Raw genomic sequence first — 18,570 nt, forward strand, 5'->3', positions numbered from 1 at the left:
TTAATACTTTATAGTAATTATTTATATTAATTAATTAGTTTTTATGACCGTTATGTTTAGTTTTCAGAGATTAGTTCTCTGACAATAACAAAAACGTTATTGCAAATTGTTCTTTGAAAACTGGATAATAGACATCTGATTATTTTAATCACATGATTAAAATAATCATAATTTAAAATTTTTGTTATTTTTAAAAAATAACTAAAATTTCACAGTTATATTTGTAAATGATTCTCAAAAAAACTGATTTAAAATCAGGTCAAATAATTTATAAAATTTTGAAGTTACAAAGGGCGTATGGTGAATGCCTTGGGAATAGGAGACGACGAAGGACGTGACTACCTGCGATAAGGTTCGGAGAGCTGGAAGTAAGCTTTGATCCGGACATGTCCGAATGGGGAAACCTGATGAGATTAATTTCTCATCATCCTATAATGAATAAATAGTTATAGCGAAGGTATACCTAGGGAATTGAAACATCTTAGTACCTAGAGGAAAAAGAAAGCGAATGCGATTCCCTTAGTAGTGGCGAGCGAACAGGGAACAGCCCAAACCAGATTTATCTGGGGTTGTAGGACCATGTTAGTAGAGTTACAAAACTTGTTTATAGTAGAAATGGTTGGGAAACCATGCCACAGAGGGTGATAGCCCCGTATATGAAATAAACAAGACTCGAAATGGAATCCTGAGTACGGCGAGACACGTGAAATCTTGTCGGAATCAACGCGGACCACCGCGTAAGGCTAAATACTACCTATTCACCGATAGTGAACCATTGTACCGTGAGGGAAAGGTGAAAAGCACCCCGGGAGGGGAGTGAAATAGTACCTGAAACCATATGCCTACAAGAAGTCGGAGCCCGTTAATGGGTGACGGCGTGCTTTTTGTAGAATGAGCCGGCGAGTTATGATAGCATGCAAGGTTAAGTAGAAAATACGGAGCCGTAGTGAAAGCGAGCCTTAATAGGGCGTTTAGTATGTTGTCATAGACCCGAAACCAGGTGATCTAGCCATGAGCAGGTTGAAGTTGAGGTAAAACTTAATGAAGGACCGAACCGACGTTCGTTGAAAAGACCGCGGATGACTTGTGGTTAGGGGTGAAATTCCAATCGAACCTGGAGATAGCTGGTTCTCCCCGATATAGCTTTAGGGCTAGCGTCGAGGTTAAGCAAGTTGGAGGTAGAGCACTAAATGTATGATGGCCCCACCTAGGGGTACTGAATGCAATTAAACTCCGAATGCCAATTTTGTATACTCGGCAGTCAGTACATGGGTGATAAGGTCCATGCACGTAAGGGAAACAGCCCAGATCATCAGCTAAGGTCCCAAAATTTATGCTAAGTGTGTAAGGATGTGAAGTCGCTTAGACAGCTAGGAGGTTGGCTTAGAAGCAGCCACCCTTTAAAGAGTGCGTAACAGCTCACTAGTCAAGTAACTTTGCGCCGAAAATGTACCGGGGCTAAGCATAATACCGAAGCTATGGGTTTTGTATATTTTATATACAGGGCGGTAGGGGAGCGTTCTAACAGGGATGAAGGTAGATCGTGAGGACTGCTGGACTGGTTAGAAGTGAGAATGCCGGCATGAGTAACGTTTGAGGGTGAGAATCCCTCATGCCGTTTGACCAAGGTTTCCTGGGCAAGGTTCGTCCACCCAGGGTTAGTCAGGACCTAAGGCGAGGCCGAAAGGCGTAGTCGATGGACAACAGGTTGATATTCCTGTACCACCATATAGAGCGATGGAGTGACGGAGAAGGATAGTATATCCCAGTTATTGGATTCTGGGTTAAGCACAAAGAGGGTAAGGTTGGAAAATCCGCCTTGCATAACCTTGAAGTGTTATGGGGAGTGAAAGGTTCCGCCTAGTAGCGAAGTATACAACTCCATGCTTCCAAGAAAAGCTTCTAGCACTATTTATATGGTGCCTGTACCTAGAACGAACACACGTGGTCAAGGAGAGAATCCTAAGGCAAGCGAGATAACTGTAGCTAAGGAACTCTGCAAAATAACCCCGTAAGTTCGCGAGAAGGGGTGCTCATATTACTATGAGCCGCAGTGAAGAGGAAGGGGCAACTGTTTAGCAAAAACACAACTCTCTGCAAAGTCGTAAGACGACGTATAGGGGGTGACGCCTGCCCAGTGCTGGAAGGTTAAGGGGATTAAGTTAGCATTAGCGAAGCTTTGAACCGAAGCCCCAGTGAACGGCGGCCGTAACTATAACGGTCCTAAGGTAGCGAAATTCCTTGTCAGGTAAGTTCTGACCCGCACGAAAGGCGTAATGATCCCTTCGCTGTCTCGGCTGCAGACTCGGTGAAATTTTAGTACCTGTGAAGATGCAGGTTACCCGCAACTAGACGGAAAGACCCCATGGAGCTTTACTATAGCTTGATATTGGATTTTGATATAGCGTGTATAGGATAGGTGGGAGACTTTGAGGCAGTAACGCTAGTTATTGTGGAGTCATCCTTGGAATACCACCCTTGTTATGTCGGAATCCTAACCTAGATCTGTAAGCCAGATCAGAGACAGTGTCAGGTGGGTAGTTTGACTGGGGCGGTCGCCTCCTAAAATGTAACGGAGGCGCCCAAAGGTACCCTCAGTATGGTCGGAAATCATACATAGAGCGCAAAGGTATAAGGGTGCTTGACTGTGAGACCTACAAGTCGAACAGGAGCGAAAGCTGGGCTTAGTGATCCGGCGGTCCCGCGTGGAAGGGCCGTCGCTCAACGGATAAAAGTTACCCTGGGGATAACAGGCTGATCTCCCCCAAGAGTTCACATCGACGGGGAGGTTTGGCACCTCGATGTCGGCTCATCGCATCCTGGAGCTGAAGTTGGTTCCAAGGGTTGGGCTGTTCGCCCATTAAAGCGGTACGCGAGCTGGGTTCAGAACGTCGTGAGACAGTTTGGTCCCTATCTGTTGTGGGCGTAGGAAATTTGAAGAGATCTGTCCCTAGTACGAGAGGACCGGGATGGACACACCTCTGGTGCTCCAGTTGTCACGCCAGTGGCATAGCTGGGTAGCTATGTGTGGAAATGATAATCGCTGAAGGCATCTAAGCGAGAAGCATACTTTAAGATGAGATTTCCCATCCTTTATGGAGTAAGACCCCTTGAAGACGACAAGGTTGATAGGTTGGGTGTGTAATCACGGTGACGTGTTAAGCTAACCAATACTAATAGGTCGAGGACTTCAAAAAAGCGAGAGCTTATTTACAAATTTTAGACAGTTTATTATCTAGTTTTGAGCGGATAATTTCTCTCAGATAAATCTGGTGCTTATGGCATAGTGGACACACCCGTTCCCATCCCGAACACGGCAGTTAAGCACTATTACGCCGACGATAGTCGCAAGGTGAAAATAGGGCAGTGCCAGATTAAAAAAAAGGTTAAAACCTTTTTTTAATTTATAATTTGTCACATTTACATGATGGGTGGTGTAAATTATAAATTAAAAAATAATTTTCTAACTTTTTAAGATAAAATAATTATATCTTAGCGATTCTAATAAGAAGGTTAAATTTAAAAATAAAGAAACTTCTAAGTTTATTAAGTGCGCTAGCAATTACTTGAGCGCCATTGTTGGTGTTAAGCGAAGTGAGTTCATGCGATACGAAAAATAATAATGGTACTAAAATTATTAATTGGATTGGCAACCCATGAATAATTTTAGATAAAAAAATTATAAGAACGATGGTTTATTATGGTTAAAGTAATTGAATTATTTGCCGGGATTGGAAGTCAAAGAAAATTATTAGAAAATATTGGAATTAATCATAAAATAATTGTTTTTTGTGATAATGACAAATACGCAGAAAAATCATATCGAGCAATTTTAATGATTATTAAACCCAAAATTTAGGGGATATTACTTTTAAAATAAAAACTTTACCATATGCCGATTTAATAACTTGATCATTTCCCGTATCAAGACATATAAAATACCAATAATAACGTACAAGGATTAAATATCCCAAAAGAAGTAGTCTAAGCATACAAAGCTGTTGATTTAATAAACACAATGCCAACAAAACCAAAATATCTTTAAATGGAAAATTTATCAAATTTATTAAGTAAAAAGTTTTTTGTTGGATTTTAAAATCTACAAAATCAACTTAATAAATTAGGATATCATAACCAATATTTTACAACGAATGCCAAGTATTGTTGAATTCCCAAAAATAGAAAACGATTATTTATGATTTCAATATTAAAGCAATATTTTAAATTTCAATATCCAAACATTGTAATTTAAAATTTTTGGTAAAAGATATTTTAGAAAACAATGTAAATGAAAAATATTTCATTAGACAATAATCAATGAAAAAGCAGTTGAAAACAATAAACTTAAAATAATTGAAAAATGTTCTTATACAATTCTAATAAAGTAGATGCGATGAGGAAACGTAGGAATTATTGCAATTTCAAATGATATAAAGTTTAATGCTTGTGGCAAAATGGAAATAGATTTTAATTTTTATAAACAATAAAGTAGATTATATAATTATATTAATGAAAATACATATCTGTATACATTAATTACAAATTTAAAATCAGCAAAAATTGCAATTCCAATTAAGGATTTATAGTAATTTTGTTATTTTACCACAAGCTAAGACGATTTACTAGTTAATTGTTCATATAATCGGTTTTGAAAAACATAAAATAATTATATGGGAACAATCACAGCAAGTAATGCCAATAAAATCATCGTTGATAACCATAAATTACAACAACAAGATAGTAGTAAAATAATATCTTTTTAATTTCCTAAATTGTAAAATTAAATGGGACAGTTAAACAAATAAAAATATTGTGTTAAAATCCAAATTTAAAAAGGATAAATAACACAGTGTATCAAAAAACACAATAGAAAAATTAATTTCAATCCAACAATATCAAAATTTTAATTATTAAATTAGAAAAACAGCTTATGAAATAAATCAAAGTAAAAAACTGTCCATATAATTTATAAAATGTTGGCTCTGGTTTAAACCAAATTGAAATTTATTAAAATAGTAATAAAAACAAAAAAGATGGTTGCAAAAAAACATTAAATAAAATTTACCTTTAAATTATTAATTATTTAGTTAATTATTAACACTACTTCACCAGATATTATTACAAATATAATAAGAAATATTGACAAAGATTTTATCTGTTCAAAGACTTTATTTATGTTTAACTTTTATCGTTATAATTTTAATAAAGAAAATTTATTACGAAAAGATAAAAATAAACCACATAATAAAACAGAAAACCATAGAAAAGTTAATAATTGTCGAACAATTGTTGAACGTAATATTGAATTTCCAAATATTAAAGCAATAAATGTCTTTGGTCATCCAGAAAAAAATACTATAGTTGGTAAAAACCATAAAACAGCAATTATAACTTTAGCCAATATATAATTTAAAACATCAATCCCGTTAGTAACTAAATAATAGCAAAAGCAAAGATTAACCAATTGATGTTTATAAACGATAAAATTGTTGAAGTTCAAATTAAAGGTAAAAACAAAGATACTGGTCAAACAACACCGATTTATGTTAAAATAAAAAATTATTAATAATACTATTTTTAGTGCTATTTGGTATTAAAAATGCCAATTGGAACATCTAAAACAACCACTATTTATGCTGTTAAAAAACGCTAACTAGATTTGTCTACTCAGCAATAAGAAAAAAGTTTTGGTTTACAATTATTATAATTTTTAGGAATACAATTTTTAGCCCCTGGTTTATTGGTTTTAACTGGTGGTGTTGTTTTTTTCATATACTGTTGGATTAGGTGCGGGATATTATCTAATTTTGACGCAGTATTTATATAAATTTAGTTAATTTGCTAAAAATTGCATACATACTTTAATTTTTTGATATTTTTAATATATTAATTATATAAATTAAATTTATATAATGCGATATTATCTTTTTTAATTATTGACAAAGTCTTTTTTTAACTTGGATTGACAATCCTTTTAATAGTGCGCCCATCTTAGTAAGTACTAATAAAAAGTATTTACTATTTTTTAATTATATATTTTTCTTTACGCTTTGAATATAAATTATTTCATTTCATAACATCTTGTATATATTATTAATGTGAATTATATTAATAAGTTACAATAAGTTGGATCATATTTATGTGAATTTTCAAATAAAATATAATTATGAAGAAAGTAGGAATATAAAAATAGGGAAGAAATTCATCGGTATATGAATTTAAAAAACAAATTGTTTTACTTTATCAAAATAGCAAAACATTCTTGAAATTTTTAAATAATATAAGGTGTCAAAATCAACTATATATCAGTTAATTGAAAAATTTCATAATTCTGGATCTTTTAAAGCAAAAGATAATCGCACTGTTGAAAAAATGAACTTTGATTGCCTTGCGAAAAGAATTAATCCAATTATAATGAAAAACAACCCCTTAAAGCAAGCAGTGCTGATGGTTGATAAAAAAAATAGAAATTATTAACAATAATAAAGAAAAATATTCTGTGCGAAAAATTGGTCAAATAGGATCAAAATTAAAGATAGCAAAATCAACATATTACTATCAAATTAATAAATGTGGCTATAGTTGATGTTAATAATTATGAACAAAAAGTTATCAATGCATTTATAATGATAATCGCCAAAATTTATGGATCTTGTAAAATTAAAGCTTTTTTAATTGCTAAATTATACTTGTAAGTGCAAGTAAATAAAATTGCAAAAAATTTCATATAAAAATTTCATGATGCTAAGTTTATTTTAGAAAAATTAAAGCAAGGAGTTTTTTATATGGGATATAAACATCTTGGCATAGATGAAAGAATTTATATTGAGAATCAATTGAAATTTAAATTAAAAATTAGTGAAATAGCTAAAAATCTTAATCGAAGTATTAGTACTATTATTCGAGAAGTTAATAGAAATAAAGATAATAATCATTATTTTTCATTAATTGCACAAAATAAAGCAGAAAATAGAAAACAATCACATGTTTATTTTCATAAGTTTAAAAATAGAGAATTAGTAAAATATGTACAACAAAAATTATTATTAGGTTGATCGCCTGAACAAATTTATGGAAGAATTAAAAATTTTCATAAAGAATGAATTATTAGTTTTAAAACAATTTACAATTGAATTTATTCTGGATTACTTGAAAAGGTTACTAATAAAAATTTAAGAAGAAAAGGTAAGAAACGAAAATCTCAAGAAAATCGCGGTAAATTTAATGGTAAATCAATTAAAGAACGAAATGTTAATGTTAATAATCGCATAACTGTTGGCCATTGAGAGGGTGATACTATAGTATCACCGCGAGGTAAAAGTAAATCATGTTTAATAACTTTAGTTGAAAGAACATCAAGATTTACTTTAGCAATGTTAGTTGAAAATAGAACTACTAAAGTTATTAACGAAAACATTAGCCATTATTTATCAATTCTTCCAAATAATCTTGTTAAAACTATAACATTTGATAGAGGTAAAGAATTTGCTAATTGACAACAACTTGAAAAAAATTTAAATGTGAAAATTTATTTTGCTAATGTATATTCACCCTGACAAAGAGGTACTAATGAAAATACTAATGGGTTAATTAGAGAAAAATTTCCTAAAAAATTTAATTTTTCAAATACCACGAAAAATGCAGTTCATAAATTTATATTGTCTTTAAACCATAGACCAAGAAAAATACTAAATTATCTTTCACCAATCGAATATTTGGTTAGAAAAATAATTTAGTTGCACTTAACTTTACAATTAGGCAATTTTTAAAGATATTATCTTATCGCGAAGAAAAATTCACCAACTTATGATTAAAAATTAGTTAGTATCTAAATATACCAAATTAAAATATTGTAATCATAAGTTGGTGGTTAATAACGACGAAATTAGCAACGTTTTAAACTGTGAATTTAATAATTAATAATATAAACCACAAAACCCAATGAAGTTGTTGTTAGTGATTGAACATATGTTCAAGGTGGTGCTAAATGACATTATCTTTGTTTGTTAATTGATTTGTTTAATCGTGAAATAATTGTCTATAATATCGAGACAAACAAAATAGTACAACTAGTGCAAAGAAACTTTTTATTCAATTATAAAATCATTAAAACAAATTACGTTATTTCATACTGACTGGAGTAATTAATTTAAAAATAAAATCATTGATAATACCTTAAGTACTTTTAACACTAAACGATCATTAAGCAATAAAAAGAAGACTATCTTTATGATAATGCTGGGGCTGAAACAATTTACAAAAGTTTTAAAAAATAATTTGTCAAGAGGCAAAAATTTATAAATTTAACCCAATTAAAATACAAATTATTTAACTTTGTGCATTGATATAACAATATTCGAATTCACGGTAGTTTAAATTATTTAATACCCTGTTGAATTTAAGAAAACAACAGTCCATATAAAAGTGTCCTAAAAAGGGCTGCTAATCTATTATTAATTATTTTATTTTGCAAAACATTATAAATAACAATACCAGTTTGTCCAATTCCAGCATGGTCAATTGTAATAATATATTTTAATTTGGTGTATTTGATTTTTTTATCAATTTGTAACATTATTAAACAATCCGAAGTCAAATCTAAAATATCATTAATTTTATAATTTTGCATATATGAATTAATAAAATATCATTTATCTTCAAATAAATTTAAATATATTTTTGCTAATTATAAACATTGCAAATTATAATGCTTTTTATGATGGAAAATACGACAACCAACAGCTTTACAAATAACTCAATCAAATGATGTTGTTATTTTATTTTAATTTTTATTGATATATTTATTTTTATATTATTGTATAATATTTTATTCTAATTTATTATTTTAAATAAACAGAAAATTCCTTTATTGGTTAATATTTTGATATTTAGTAAGAATATTTATATTTTTATTTAATTAGTTAAATTTCCACCACCCACCACCCACATCACTTCATGGGTGGGTGGTGGGTGGTGGCGATACTAAAACTTTATATTTAGAGATAAAGTTTATCCCGTACGGAAACAAACAATAGTTTACCTAGTTATTAATTACGCTTCATCCATCCCCAGAAAACTTTATATAAATAAAATAACCTTTTGAAAGCTCCAACCATCTTGTTTTTTAGTGTCCGATATTGTTTTTTTCGGTTTTTAACAACACTCTTTTTATGAAAACAAGCCCAAAAACACATGCTATAATATTTCGCAAGTGATTAATCTTGTCGAAAATTAAAGAAATAAATAGGAGAGTAAATCCATCTATTTCACACTTTCTTTAATTCTTCGTGTCATAGATGAGTTATCAATCTTTAAGCATTAAAATATTAATTTTGATAGTTGCATTATTGATAGAATAATACCTTTATTTGAAAAGAAATTTATAAAAATATCCTTTATTTTGTGTAGGAAAAACAGATTTTGTTCTGTTTTTATGATAAAAGTTCTAAATTTAAAGATACCATCCGATCAATAATGCAAATAAATTTATGTTTTTAACAAAAAAAAACAATCTTACAATAATTGTTTTTTATTGGTTAATCTTACATGACGCCATAAAATAAATTGAGATGGAATTAAGCAAAAAGATTGAAGAAAAATGAATGGGGACATATATAAACACAACGGGAACATATTGTGAAATCACTTGTGATTGTGGGAAAAAATGTAATAAAATTAATGATTTAGATCCAGATTGTAAAGTATGCGAAAGATGTGAATAATGTTGTAAATGTGGTAATGAAGAATAATTGAAAGAAATTGTTTCCCATATTGTAAATGAATAATTATTTCTTAACTACTAACATTTAAAGGAAAAATTTAGATAGAATAAAATATTAGGTATCTCCTAATATTTGGCACCTCCCAATATTTATTATAAAAACGTCTATTTTCATAGACGTTTTTATTTTACTTAAAATTGTAACCATATATGCATATATGGTAATTATTGATTTTACTATTTAGATACTACTATTACAGTTGGTTAATTTACTTCTACAGTTTATTTAATTGTCTTATTTGAGACTAAACAAAAATAACATTAGAATTTTATGCTATATTTTCTTTTTGGTGTAATTTTATAGACCAAAACTTTATTCGAATAAAAACTAAAAAATTATTGAATTTTTTTTAGATAACGATATAATTAATTATGGTTGTTTCAATTTCAACCGCTCTTTGATTTTAAGTACCTAAAGGATATGTAATATTTATATACTTACAAGATGAGTATAAACTGGAGGTGTAAAAATGTTTGCAATAATTAAAAATGGAGGGAAACAACTTCGTGTTTCTCAAGATGATGAAATATTTGTTGAGATGTTAAATGGCAATGAAGGTGAAAAAGTTAATTTCACTGAAATTTTAATGATTGATGGAGAGGTAGGGACTCCTTTTATTAAAGGGGCATCTGTAACAGGAACAATTTTAAAGAAAGGAAAACAAAAGAAAATTGTTGTTTTCCATTATAAACCAAAGAAAACACAACATAAAAAATATGGGCATCGTCAACCATATACAAAAGTTAAAATTGATGAAATCTTGTTATCAGGAACCACGAAAACATCTACAACAGGAACAGTAACTAAAACAGTGTCAGCAAAAATAGCTACTATGGCTAAACTAGTCGCTAAAAGTTCATCAAAAACATCAGTAAAAAAACCATTATTAAAAACAAAAAAAGTGACGAGTAGTACGTTATGATTAAAATTATAATTACTAAAAATGAACAAAAAATTAAAAAAATTGAAATTACTGGTCATGCGAAATCAGCTGAATATGGCAAAGACCTTGTTTGTGCAGCAATAACAGGGATTGTAACGGGTGGTTTAAATGCAATTGATCAAATTAAACCGGATAGTTGTGAGTCTGTTGTTAAGGAAAGACTAATTAATATTATTATCAAAAATGATAGTGCTGACTTACAAGTTATGTTACAAACAATTTATTATCAATTTTTAACAATTTATCAGCAATATCAAAAATTTATTAGTGTAAGGGAGGTTGAATAATAATGATGAAGTTTTTGTTAGGGTTACAGTTATTTGCTTCAAAAAAAGGAGTAGGGTCGACTAAAAATAGTCGTGATTCACATTCAAAACGATTGGGCGCAAAAAGATCTGATGGTCAAGTAATTAGAGCGGGATCAATCATTTATCGTCAACGTGGAACAAAAGTTCACCCAGGAGTAAACGTTGGGCGCGGCGGAGATGACACCTTATTTGCCTTAATTGATGGAATTGTTAAGTTTGAAAAATTTGGACGAAATAAAACGAAAGCATCAGTTTATTAAAAACAAGTTAAATAACCATAAAAAAATACTAATTATATTTTTTTGCAAAAATTATTATTTTTTTATGGTTATAATGTTATTGCTATATAAATATTTATCATAAGGGAGGAATAAAATGTTTTTTAATAAGGAAGCTTGAAAAGAATAACAAATTTATTTTAATTATTATAAATTATTATTCCCTACCTTAATTGGCTAAATGCTTTTTGTTATTTTTCCCATTCAATATATTATTACTCAAATTGTTATAATTATTTATTGCTTAGTTATTATTAAATATCACAATAAAATTAAACCAATAAAAATTTATTATCAACAAGATTTTTGAAAATTTTATTTATACCCAATTAGTGGGAAAATTATTAATATAATCCACGGTAAATTTCATAACCAAACAAAAAAAGTGTGCCCCCTCCTTTTCTCTCTTGTCAATATTTTCTTAAATGTGTATCAACCACCTTGATAATGGTTTGTACACAGTGATTTATGAACTATAATTACTATTCAATTTTTTTGTATAATATCGATAATAAGAAAAATTTGATAAAGTAATGTAACGATATTTTTTTATTTAAATAAAAAAATATCGTTGGTTAAAAACAATTACTAATAACTATTAATAATTGTTTTTAAATTCCTAAATTGTAAAATTAAATGGGATATTTAAATAAATAAAAATATTGTGTTTAAATATAAATTTAAAAAAAGGATAAATAACACAATGTATTAAAAAATCACAATAGAAAAATTAATTTCAATTCAACAATATCAAAATTTTAATTATTCAATCAGAAAAACAGTTTATGAAATAAATCAAAGTAAAATAACTGTCCATAAAATTTATAAAATGTTGATTATTGGTTTAAACTCAATTGAAATTTATGAAAATAGTAATAAAGACAAAAAAATCTGGTTGCAAACAAAAACATTAAATAAAATTTACCTCGAAATTATTAATTATTTAGTTAATTATGAACACTATTCACTAGATACTATTACAAATATAAAGAAATATTGACAAAGATTTTATCTGTTCAAATACCTTATATATAATATGTTTAACTTTTCTCGTTATAATTTTAATAAAGAAAATTTATTAAGAAAAGGTAAAAATAAACTACATAATAAAACAGAAAACCACAGAAAAGTTAATAATTGTCAAACAATTATTGAATGTAATATTGAATTTTCAAATATTAAAGCATAAATGTCTCTGGTCATCTATAAGGAGATACTATGGTTGGTAAAAACCATAAAATAGCAATTATAACTTTGGTTGATATATGATTTAAAACATCAATCCTGTTAGTAACTAAATAATAGTAAAAGCAAAGATGTCATAGAAAGTATAATAAAATTTATTTTAAACAAACCACCTGGTACAATAAAAACAATTACATTTGATTGTTATAAAGAATTTAATAAGTGAAAAAACTTTAAAATATTTTTACAATTTACAAAAAAAAAAAAAAAAAAGAATTATAATAAAACCATAAATATTAGAGGAGTAATTAATAACATAGTTCAGAAGTTAATTGACGGTGTGAAATTAACTATTGTTTTAATGAAGGTTGCTAAATATTTTAAATTTATATTTTAATATTTTAATTAAGGTAGTAAGTAGCTCTTCTTAAAGAAGGATGGTACCGTAATTATTGTATAATAAAAACTCCTATTATTTTGTTTAAATAATAGGAGTTTTTATTTAGAAAGGATAGTGTATGAGAAAAGAACTAACAAAGAAATATAATCATGATTTGGTCGAAAAAGGAAAGTATCAATTTTGGAAAACAGCAGGTTATTTTACAGCAGGTGTGAAAAGTAAACAACCAAGTTTTAGTATTGTCATCCCACCCCCAAATGTAACCGGAAAACTACATCTAGGACATGCTTGGGATACAACATTACAAGATTTAATTATTCGTTATAAAAAATTAATGGGATTTGATACATTATATTTACCAGGAATGGATCATGCTGGAATTGCTACTCAAGTAAAGGCTGAAGAGCGCTTGCGCGTAACAAAAAAGATGTTACGTCATGATTTGGGGCGCGAAAAGTTTATTGAACAAGTTTGAACATGAAAAGAAGAATATGCCGAAGTTATTCGAGAACAGTGAGCTAAGTTAGGATTAGCATTGGATTATTCTCGTGAACAATTTACTTTAAATGACAATTTATCATCAGCAGTGCAAAAAGTCTTTATTGATTTATATCAAAAAGGATTAATTTATCGTGGCAAACGAATTATTTCATGAGACCCAGTGCAAAAAACTGCTTTATCAAATGTTGAAGTTATTTATCAAGAGCAACAAGGAAAAATGTATTATTTTAAATATTTTTTAGAAAATAGTAAAAGCGAGTTTATAACAATTGCAACAACTCGTCCAGAAACAATGTTTGCTGATCAATGTGTTGTCGTTAATCCAAATGATAAGCGCTATCGAAAATATTGAAATAAGAAATTGGTAAATCCAGCGAATGGTGAATTAATTCCTGTTATTTGTGATGATTATGTTGATCAAGATTTTGGAACAGGGGCAATGAAATGTACGCCAGCCCACGATGCTAATGATTTTGAAATTGCTTTGCGTCATCATTTAGCAATGCCAATTTGTATGAATTTAGATGGAATAATGAATGAACTAGCTGGGGAATATAATAACCAAGATCGTTTTACCGCTCGTCAGAATTTAGTTAATGATTTAACTAAAAAAAAATTAGTTGTTGAGATTAAAGATCATTTTCATCAAGTCGGTTTTTCAGAACGAAGCGGGGCTATTATTGAACCATACTTATCTGATCAATGATTTGTTAAAATGGCTTATTTTGCTGAAAAAATTATTAAATTTCAAGCAACAAATAACCAAATTAAGTTTTACCCGTCTCGTTTTAATACAACATTAATTAATTGAATGAGAAATGTGCAAGACTGATGTATTTCACGTCAATTATGATGAGGTCACCAAATTCCCGCTTGATATCATAAAGATGATTTAACAAAGATTCATGTTGGTCTAACGACGCCAAATAATAATAAAAATTGAGTGCAAGATGAAGATGTCTTAGATACTTGATTTTCATCGGCATTATGACCAATGACAACTTTAGGATGAACTTGAGATGAAACATTATTTAAACGTTATTTTCCAACTAATGTTTTAGTTACTGGTTATGATATTATTTTCTTTTGGGTTTCGAGAATGATGTTTGAATCATTAGAATTTACCAATAAAAAACCGTTTAATGATGTTTTAATTCATGGATTAATTCGAGATGAAGAAGGACGTAAAATGAGTAAATCCTTAGGAAATGGGCTTGACCCAATGGATGTTATTAAAGAATATGGGGCTGATACCTTACGTTATTTTTTAGTTACAAATAGTGCGCCAAGTCAAGACTTACGTTTTTCTTTAGATAAGATAAAGGGGGTGTGAAATTTTATTAATAAATTATGAAATGCTGCTCGATATGTTGTAATGAACTTATCAAGTAATTTCAAACCATTAGCTAATTTTGACCAAGAGATTAATAAATTATTAGCACATCAAGCGAATGCGATTGATCGATGAATTTTAACGGAATTAACAAAAACAATCGTGAAAGTTCAAACTAATATGGAGAAATATGAGTTTGTGTTAGTTGGTAAAGATTTGTATGATTTTGTATGAAATAAGTTTTGTTCATGATATATTGAATTAACAAAAGTTAATTTGCAAAGCGATAATGATGCCATTAAAATGGCATCATTACAAACATTATTTTATGTGTTAAAACAAATTTTAATTATGTTGCATCCTTTTATTCCATTTGTAACAGAAGAGATTTATCAGAAACTAAATTTAAAACAATCAATTATGTTAGAAAATTATCCAACAACTAATTTTAATTATGATGTTGATTATTTAAATATAGTGATCGAAATTATTGTTGCTATACGAGAAGTGCGTAGTGATTATCAAGTTAAAAAACAACAGGAAATTGAAATTTTAGTTTATCAAACAAGTAACAAAAATAAAATTAATACAACATTAATTACTTTAATTAATGAATTTATTTTAAAAATGGTAAATAGTAAAATTATTGGTGTTTTGGAACAAAAAGATGAGCATCAAAAATATTTAACAATTCCATTATCCAATGTTATTTTAGAGGTTTTGGCAAATGATATTATTGATGAAACCACTGAACAAGCAAAAATAACAATTGAATTAACTCGGTTAGAGCAAGAAATAAAACGAAGTAAAAACATTTTGGAAAATCAAAATTTTTTAGCAAAAGCTAGCACGGAAAAGATTAAGATTGAGCAAGAAAAATATGCCCAGTATTTAGAGCAATATCAACAGTTAAAAGGGAAAATAACTAATGAGAACTTTAACAATTAATGTTATTGGGGTCGGATTGACAGGAACATAAGCATCGTATCAATTAGCGTGAAGATATTTTAAAGTTAACTTATATGAAAGTAAATGGTTAGTTAATAATCCGGGAGCAAAAACAAGATTAATTTATTGAATTATTTTGTTATAATTACTTGCTCAGTGATAGTTTAACGAACGGAATTTTGTTTGTTGAAACACGAAATGTTAGTCTTAGATGCCTTAATTAATTATTAAGGCATCTAAGACTAACATAATAACACTATTGACATAAACATTAGAGCTGTTGATTTCCACCAATTTTCAACCAATATTACAAACATGGTTAACAAATAATTCAAATGTAACTTTAATTGACCAAGAAGTAACAACAATTGATCCGAATGCCATTACCTTATATTTGCTTATGGTCCATTAACAACTCCAAAATTGCAAAATACAATGCAATAATTATTATGGCAATAATATTTTTATTTTTATGATGCTACTGCATCAATTATTACTAAAGAAAGTATTGATTTTACGAGAAAGTGTATTATAAGTCACATTATGACCGAAGCGATAGTAAAGATTATATTAATTGTTCAATGACAAAAAATTATTTCGACGTATGAGTTCAAGCATTAATTACTGAGGATACAGTAACTTTATATGGTTTTGAAAAAGAAATTTATTTTGAATAATGTATGTCAACTTAAGCGATGGCGAAGCGATGAGTTAAATTTTTGTTATTTTAATCACTAAAACCTATTGATTTAGAGAAACCAAACAAGGAACAACCATATGTGTGCTGTTATTCAATTGCGGCAAGATGATGCAATTGATACATTATATAATTTAGTTGGTTTTCAAACTAATTTAAAATTTCCAGAACACACAAAAACAACTTGATTACGATGTTGCTAGGACTAAACAGGCTCATATTGTACGGTATTAAGTTATCCATAAGAGAATAAATTTTATTAATTCTCATGTTTTGTTAAATCAATTTTTATAATTAAAGAATTATCCAAATATTTTTTTTCGCAGAGAAAATTACTGGTGTGGGAGGATATGTTGAATCAGTGGCAACAGGAATTATTAGTGCATTGAATATTTGCAAAAACTATTACAAAAAGAACCAATGATAGCATTACCCTTATAAACAATGATGGGAGCATTAGTAAATTATATTATTAATGGGTCAACAACTAATTTTCATCCAACGAAAGCCAACTTTGGAACTGTACTTTTGTTTAACGAACGTTTTTAAAAGTAAATATGAAAAATATTTAGCATATATTAATCGAGCACTAAAAATTTTAAAAGATTTTATTACAAACAATAATTTAAATCAAGGAATTATCTTTTAATAATTTAAAAAAAGCATAAAATATAAATAGAGTGATGCAAAAAGAAAGAGGCGTTAGAAGTGAATTTGGAATTAAATGCATTAATTAATGGTGAATTAGTAAACAACAGGGATTGATTAGAAATAATTTCACCAATTAATAACAAACCATATGGTCGTGTTCCAAATTTAAAAGATAAAGAAATTAATGAGGCTTTTAAAACAGCGCGTCAAGCGCAAAAGGGATGAGCAAAATTAACCTTATTTGAACGAATTAGTTATCTTCGTAAATGAGCAGAATTATTAGCGAGTCATAAAATCGAACTTGTTAAAATTATGGCGTATGAAGTTGGGAAAAGTTTAAAAGATGGTCAAGTAGAAGTGGAACGTAGTATTGAATATATTGATTATACAATTGAAGAAGCAAAACGAATTTTTCCTGAAACATTAACTGGTGATGGTTGAAATGTTCAAAACAAAATGGGAATTTTTTCGCGCGTCCCAAAAGGTGTTATTTTAGCAATTTCCCCATTTAATTATCCGGTTAATTTAAGTATTGCTAAAATTGTCCCAAGTTTGGTGGTGGGTAATAGTGTTGTATTTAAACCAGCAACAAACGGTAGTTTAACAGGGTTATATATGACAAAATTAGCTCATGAAGTTGGTTTTCCCAAAGGTGTTTTTAATGTGGTAACTGGACGTGGCCGTGATATTGGTGATTTATTAGTTTTAAATCCTGAAATTAATGTTATTTCCTTTACTGGGTCAGTTGCCGTTGGTAATCATATTAGGACATTAGGACATAGCAAAGACTTAGTATTAGAATTAGGAGGGAAAGATCCCGCTTTAGTATTGAAAGATGCTGATTTAACAAAAGCAGTAAAAGAGATTGTCGCTGGAGCTTATGCCTATTCTGGGCAACGTTGTACAGCCATAAAACGGGTATTCGTTGATGAAACTGTTGCGGATGAATTAGTAAATTTATTAAAAACAGAAGTTAGCAAGTTGGAAGCAGGTTCGCCATTAGATAATAAGGCCATTACCCCGGTGATTGATTTAAAATCAGCTGAATTTGTCCAAGAATTAATTGATGATGCTTTAGACAAAAAAGCAACATTAGTTATTGGTAATGAACGAAAATATAACTTACTTAGTGCAACTTTAATTGATCATGTTACCCCAACAATGCGCTTAGCATGAGAAGAACCATTTGGGCCAGTTTTGCCAATTATTCGTTGTAAAAATGTCGCGGAAATGATTACTTTAACAAATGAATCAAACTTTAAATTACAAGCATGTATTTTTACAAAAGATATTAATGCTGCTTTTAATATTGCAAATGAATTAGAAACGGGAACAGTAAATATTAACGGAAGAACACAACGCGGTCCTGATTCTTTCCCGTTTTTAGGAATTAATGATTCAGGACAAGGGGTCCAAGGAATTCGAGAAACAATTAATTCCGTTACTCGTTTTAAAGGGTTAGTAATTAATTATTAATCCTTTTTTTAAAACATAATTTTATATTTAATTTTATGATATTTAATTGACAACTTTTTCAGGACACT

Annotated in this window: 19 protein-coding genes, 2 rRNA genes and 1 pseudogene; 19 read left to right on the top strand and 3 right to left on the bottom strand. The window is 29.1% G+C overall.

Annotated features, from left to right (window positions below; all coding sequences use genetic code 4):
* The first annotated feature begins 277 nt into the window (after window positions 1–277).
* The 4 genes from ACE38S_RS05865 (at window position 278) to ACE38S_RS05880 (ending at window position 5,408) form a co-directional block, all read left to right on the top strand.
* Window positions 278–3,197 (top strand): 23S ribosomal RNA (locus ACE38S_RS05865).
* Between the two features lie 71 nt (window positions 3,198–3,268).
* Window positions 3,269–3,375: ribosomal RNA gene (gene rrf, locus ACE38S_RS05870) — 5S ribosomal RNA — on the top strand.
* 325 nt (window positions 3,376–3,700) lie between these two features.
* The gene (locus ACE38S_RS05875; protein WP_374696794.1) at window positions 3,701–3,859 is read left to right on the top strand and encodes a DNA cytosine methyltransferase; all 159 of its coding nucleotides are present in this window, start codon (window positions 3,701–3,703) and stop codon (window positions 3,857–3,859) included.
* Window positions 3,860–5,174: 1,315 nt separating this feature from the next.
* Window positions 5,175–5,408: a hypothetical protein gene (locus ACE38S_RS05880; protein ID WP_374696795.1), complete on the top strand. Its 234-nt coding sequence runs from the start codon at window positions 5,175–5,177 to the stop codon at window positions 5,406–5,408.
* 241 nt (window positions 5,409–5,649) lie between these two features.
* Here the strand turns inward: ACE38S_RS05880 and ACE38S_RS05885 are convergent, their stop codons facing one another.
* Window positions 5,650–5,772 carry a hypothetical protein gene (locus ACE38S_RS05885; RefSeq protein ID WP_374696796.1) on the bottom strand — a complete coding sequence of 41 codons (123 nt, stop codon included), beginning with the start codon at window positions 5,770–5,772 and terminating at the stop codon, window positions 5,650–5,652.
* 513 nt (window positions 5,773–6,285) lie between these two features.
* Between ACE38S_RS05885 and ACE38S_RS05890 the strand changes: the two genes are divergently transcribed.
* From ACE38S_RS05890 to ACE38S_RS05910, 5 genes are all read left to right on the top strand, one after another.
* Entirely contained in the window at window positions 6,286–6,477 is a 192-nt protein-coding gene (locus ACE38S_RS05890) for a hypothetical protein (protein WP_374696797.1), read from the top strand.
* Entirely contained in the window at window positions 6,452–6,592 is a 141-nt protein-coding gene (locus tag ACE38S_RS05895) for a hypothetical protein (protein WP_374696798.1), read from the top strand. Before ACE38S_RS05890 ends, ACE38S_RS05895 begins: the two co-directional genes overlap by 26 nt.
* Window positions 6,573–6,695 carry a hypothetical protein gene (locus ACE38S_RS05900; protein ID WP_374696799.1) on the top strand — a complete coding sequence of 41 codons (123 nt, stop codon included), beginning with the start codon at window positions 6,573–6,575 and terminating at the stop codon, window positions 6,693–6,695. The genes ACE38S_RS05895 and ACE38S_RS05900 overlap by 20 nt, the downstream gene beginning before the upstream one ends.
* A 90-nt stretch (window positions 6,696–6,785) precedes the next feature.
* Window positions 6,786–7,736 (top strand): IS30 family transposase, encoded by a 951-nt coding sequence (locus ACE38S_RS05905; RefSeq protein WP_374696800.1) that lies wholly within the window; start codon window positions 6,786–6,788, stop codon window positions 7,734–7,736.
* Window positions 7,737–8,003: 267 nt separating this feature from the next.
* Window positions 8,004–8,144 carry a hypothetical protein gene (locus ACE38S_RS05910; RefSeq protein ID WP_374696801.1) on the top strand — a complete coding sequence of 47 codons (141 nt, stop codon included), beginning with the start codon at window positions 8,004–8,006 and terminating at the stop codon, window positions 8,142–8,144.
* A gap of 254 nt (window positions 8,145–8,398) precedes the next feature.
* Here the strand turns inward: ACE38S_RS05910 and ACE38S_RS05915 are convergent, their stop codons facing one another.
* The gene (locus ACE38S_RS05915) at window positions 8,399–8,629 is read right to left on the bottom strand and encodes a hypothetical protein (protein WP_374696802.1); all 231 of its coding nucleotides are present in this window, start codon (window positions 8,627–8,629) and stop codon (window positions 8,399–8,401) included.
* Window positions 8,630–9,569: 940 nt separating this feature from the next.
* Between ACE38S_RS05915 and ACE38S_RS05920 the strand changes: the two genes are divergently transcribed.
* The 6 genes and pseudogenes from ACE38S_RS05920 (at window position 9,570) to ACE38S_RS05945 (ending at window position 15,678) form a co-directional block, all read left to right on the top strand.
* The gene (locus ACE38S_RS05920) at window positions 9,570–9,722 is read left to right on the top strand and encodes a hypothetical protein (protein ID WP_374696803.1); all 153 of its coding nucleotides are present in this window, start codon (window positions 9,570–9,572) and stop codon (window positions 9,720–9,722) included.
* 529 nt (window positions 9,723–10,251) lie between these two features.
* Window positions 10,252–10,542, top strand: a pseudogene (gene rplU / locus ACE38S_RS05925) (50S ribosomal protein L21); the annotation flags it as partial.
* A 158-nt stretch (window positions 10,543–10,700) separates the two neighbouring features.
* On the top strand, window positions 10,701–11,012 hold the full coding sequence (locus ACE38S_RS05930) for a ribosomal-processing cysteine protease Prp (protein WP_374696804.1): 312 nt from the start codon (window positions 10,701–10,703) through the stop codon (window positions 11,010–11,012).
* Between the two features lie 5 nt (window positions 11,013–11,017).
* On the top strand, window positions 11,018–11,293 hold the full coding sequence (gene rpmA, locus ACE38S_RS05935; protein WP_374697163.1) for a 50S ribosomal protein L27: 276 nt from the start codon (window positions 11,018–11,020) through the stop codon (window positions 11,291–11,293).
* Between the two features lie 847 nt (window positions 11,294–12,140).
* Window positions 12,141–12,500, top strand: a complete 360-nt coding sequence (locus ACE38S_RS05940; protein WP_374696805.1) for a hypothetical protein — start codon at window positions 12,141–12,143, stop codon at window positions 12,498–12,500.
* Window positions 12,501–13,014: 514 nt separating this feature from the next.
* Window positions 13,015–15,678, top strand: a complete 2,664-nt coding sequence (locus ACE38S_RS05945; RefSeq protein ID WP_374696806.1) for a valine--tRNA ligase — start codon at window positions 13,015–13,017, stop codon at window positions 15,676–15,678.
* A 216-nt stretch (window positions 15,679–15,894) separates the two neighbouring features.
* Here ACE38S_RS05945 and ACE38S_RS05950 read toward each other — a convergent pair whose 3' ends face one another.
* The gene (locus ACE38S_RS05950) at window positions 15,895–16,062 is read right to left on the bottom strand and encodes a hypothetical protein (RefSeq protein ID WP_374696807.1); all 168 of its coding nucleotides are present in this window, start codon (window positions 16,060–16,062) and stop codon (window positions 15,895–15,897) included.
* A 140-nt stretch (window positions 16,063–16,202) separates the two neighbouring features.
* On the opposite strand from ACE38S_RS05950, the gene ACE38S_RS05955 reads away from it, so the two are divergent.
* The 4 genes from ACE38S_RS05955 (at window position 16,203) to ACE38S_RS05970 (ending at window position 18,502) form a co-directional block, all read left to right on the top strand.
* On the top strand, window positions 16,203–16,355 hold the full coding sequence (locus tag ACE38S_RS05955; protein WP_374696808.1) for a hypothetical protein: 153 nt from the start codon (window positions 16,203–16,205) through the stop codon (window positions 16,353–16,355).
* Window positions 16,356–16,455: 100 nt separating this feature from the next.
* Window positions 16,456–16,578 carry a hypothetical protein gene (locus ACE38S_RS05960; RefSeq protein WP_374696809.1) on the top strand — a complete coding sequence of 41 codons (123 nt, stop codon included), beginning with the start codon at window positions 16,456–16,458 and terminating at the stop codon, window positions 16,576–16,578.
* A gap of 137 nt (window positions 16,579–16,715) precedes the next feature.
* Window positions 16,716–16,802 carry a hypothetical protein gene (locus tag ACE38S_RS05965; protein WP_374697164.1) on the top strand — a complete coding sequence of 29 codons (87 nt, stop codon included), beginning with the start codon at window positions 16,716–16,718 and terminating at the stop codon, window positions 16,800–16,802.
* Between the two features lie 281 nt (window positions 16,803–17,083).
* The gene (locus ACE38S_RS05970) at window positions 17,084–18,502 is read left to right on the top strand and encodes an NADP-dependent glyceraldehyde-3-phosphate dehydrogenase (protein WP_374696810.1); all 1,419 of its coding nucleotides are present in this window, start codon (window positions 17,084–17,086) and stop codon (window positions 18,500–18,502) included.
* Window positions 18,503–18,570: the final 68 nt, after the last annotated feature.

The sequence above is a fragment of the Spiroplasma endosymbiont of Polydrusus formosus genome (assembly GCF_964263245.1).
In the GTDB taxonomy this organism is placed as follows: domain Bacteria; phylum Bacillota_I; class Bacilli_A; order Mycoplasmatales; family Mycoplasmataceae; genus Spiroplasma.